This window comes from Pedobacter sp. 01T416_2 (assembly GCF_056398925.1).
Map to the genome: position 1 here is coordinate 1 of NZ_JBFTQI010000905.1, position 2,203 is coordinate 2,203.

Sequence of the window (2,203 nt, forward strand, 5' to 3'; positions counted from 1 at the left end):
GCCATCGCTTTACCGCGAAATTTTACCTGAGGATTTTAAGAAGCTGATTGATAAGCCAATGAGTAGCATCACCCGTTTTGATGTGAAAAAGGCCGATGAGCAGATGAAAAACCTGGAAGATGAAATTAAAGTAGTTAAAAACCACTTAAAACACCTTACCGATTACGCTGTTGCCTGGTACCAGAAACTGAAAGATAAATACGGAAAAGGAAGAGAACGTAAAACTGAAATCCGTTTGTTCGATCGCGTAGAAGCATCGAAAGTTGCATTGGCGAATGTAAAACTGTACATGAACCGTGAGGACGGATTTATCGGATCGGGTTTACGTAAAGATGAATTTGTGGCCGATTGTTCGGATATAGACGAAGTAATTGTTTTCCGTGAGGATGGTAAATGCATTATCACCAAGGTAGCCGATAAAACCTTTGTAGGTAAAGGCATTATACACGCCCAGGTATTTAAGAAAAACGATGAGCGTACCATTTACAACATGGTTTATAAAGATGGTGCAAGTGGTACTTCGTATATTAAAAGGTTTGCTGTAGTTGGGGTAACACGCGATAAAGAATACGATTTAACCAAGGGATCGAAAGGTTCGAAGGTTTTATATTTTACAGCCAATCCGAACGGAGAAGCTGAGATAGTAAATGTTGCATTAAAACCGCACTCTAAATTGCGCAAGCTTCAGTTCGATCAGGATTTTGCAGAAGTGGCCATTAAAGGACGTGGCTCGCAGGGGAATATCATTTCGAAATATCCGGTCAAAAAAATCATTCTGAAGAGCAAAGGAGTTTCTACTTTATCTGGACTGAAAATCTGGTATGATGATTTATTAAAACGCTTAAATGTTGATGGCCGTGGGAAATACCTGGGTGAATTTGATGGCGACGATCGTATTTTACAAGTACATAAAGATGGCTTCTATGAGTTAAGTTCTTTCGAATTGAGTAACCACTTTGATGACGGCCTGATCTTGATCCAGAAGTTTGATCCGGAGAAGATTTTTGCCGCAGTCCATTTTGAAGGCAAAGCACAAAATTATTTTATTAAACGTTTTGCATTCGAACTGCAAGCTAATGGTAGGAAAACCATTTTCATTAGTGAGGAGCAGAAATCGAGGTTGTTGTTCCTTACTTCAAATTCGGCAGCAAAAATTATTGTTGATGTTTTAAAAGGTAAAACCCAAATCCCAGAAACATTGGATTTAACCTTAGCAGAACTGATTGATGTTAAAGGACTAAAAGCAAATGGCAATAGACTGTCGCCGCACGACGTTCAAAAAGTAGTGTTAGAAGAGCCTGAGATAGAAATTGAGGCGGTTGAGGAAGCAACAATTGACGAGGAAGAGGATGCTGAAGAAACACTAGATGAGGTGGTTACAAGCGAAGAGGCGATTGCGAACGAGGAAACCGTAACAGAACCAGAAGTGCCGGAAGAGGTAATAGACAAACCTGTTGTAGCGCAGCCAAAACCAAAGTTCGAACGCAAAGAAGAACCTAAAGAAGTGCCTGTGGTTAAGCCAGAAAAACCTGTTACTGTAGAAAAGCCATTAGTAGAAAAGTCTAAGCCAGAAGCCGAACCTGTTAAAAAAGAAGTTAAAACCGACGATAAACCCGAAGCAGAAGAAAAACCTGCCAAAAAGATAGATTTCGAGATCACCAATCCTGACGATATCGATATTGATGACAAAGGGCAGCTGGGATTATTTTAAATATTACTAAGATCGTTATCCCTACCATAGTGTTCCGAAGGAACTCCTTTGGAGGAGAGCTCTTTAAGCGCGCGTAGTTCAATAACTGTTAGGGATAGTAAAAACAATATAGCATCAGAAATCGTGTGATTTATGGTGCTATATTGGCTAAAATTTATTTTAATGAAGCGGCACTATTTTGTCGCTTTTTCAAATGCACTAATCCCACCAACTACGGGTAATGTAAGTGTGGTTCCATTTAAATCAATGGTTAGATGAGTTCCGGCTTTTGGCCAAAGCGTAAATTCTTTATCACTCGAAAAAATCATTAAGGCAATTTTCTTACCTGCGGGTATAATTTGATCATCCGGCTGAAGATTAAATTTGAGCTCGTAAAATTTACCGGGTGTTAAAGGCGCACTTTCAGTTAACGATTTATTGTTTTGAGGATCGGCCCATCCGCGCGTAATTACGTTATCCATTAATTTTACACCATTTCCTTCTGTCCAGGGT

Annotated in this window: 1 protein-coding gene and 1 pseudogene; one reads left to right on the forward strand and one right to left on the reverse strand. The window is 39.6% G+C overall.

Going from position 1 to position 2,203, the window contains the following annotated elements; all coding sequences use genetic code 11:
• A pseudogene (locus AC1DPQ_RS25670) lies at positions 1–1,711 on the forward strand (DNA gyrase/topoisomerase IV subunit A); the annotation flags it as partial.
• A 173-nt stretch (positions 1,712–1,884) separates the two neighbouring features.
• Here the strand turns inward: AC1DPQ_RS25670 and AC1DPQ_RS25675 are convergent.
• Positions 1,885–2,203: CocE/NonD family hydrolase C-terminal non-catalytic domain-containing protein (locus tag AC1DPQ_RS25675; protein ID WP_477611300.1), on the reverse strand; the 319-nt coding region annotated here is incomplete at its 5' end.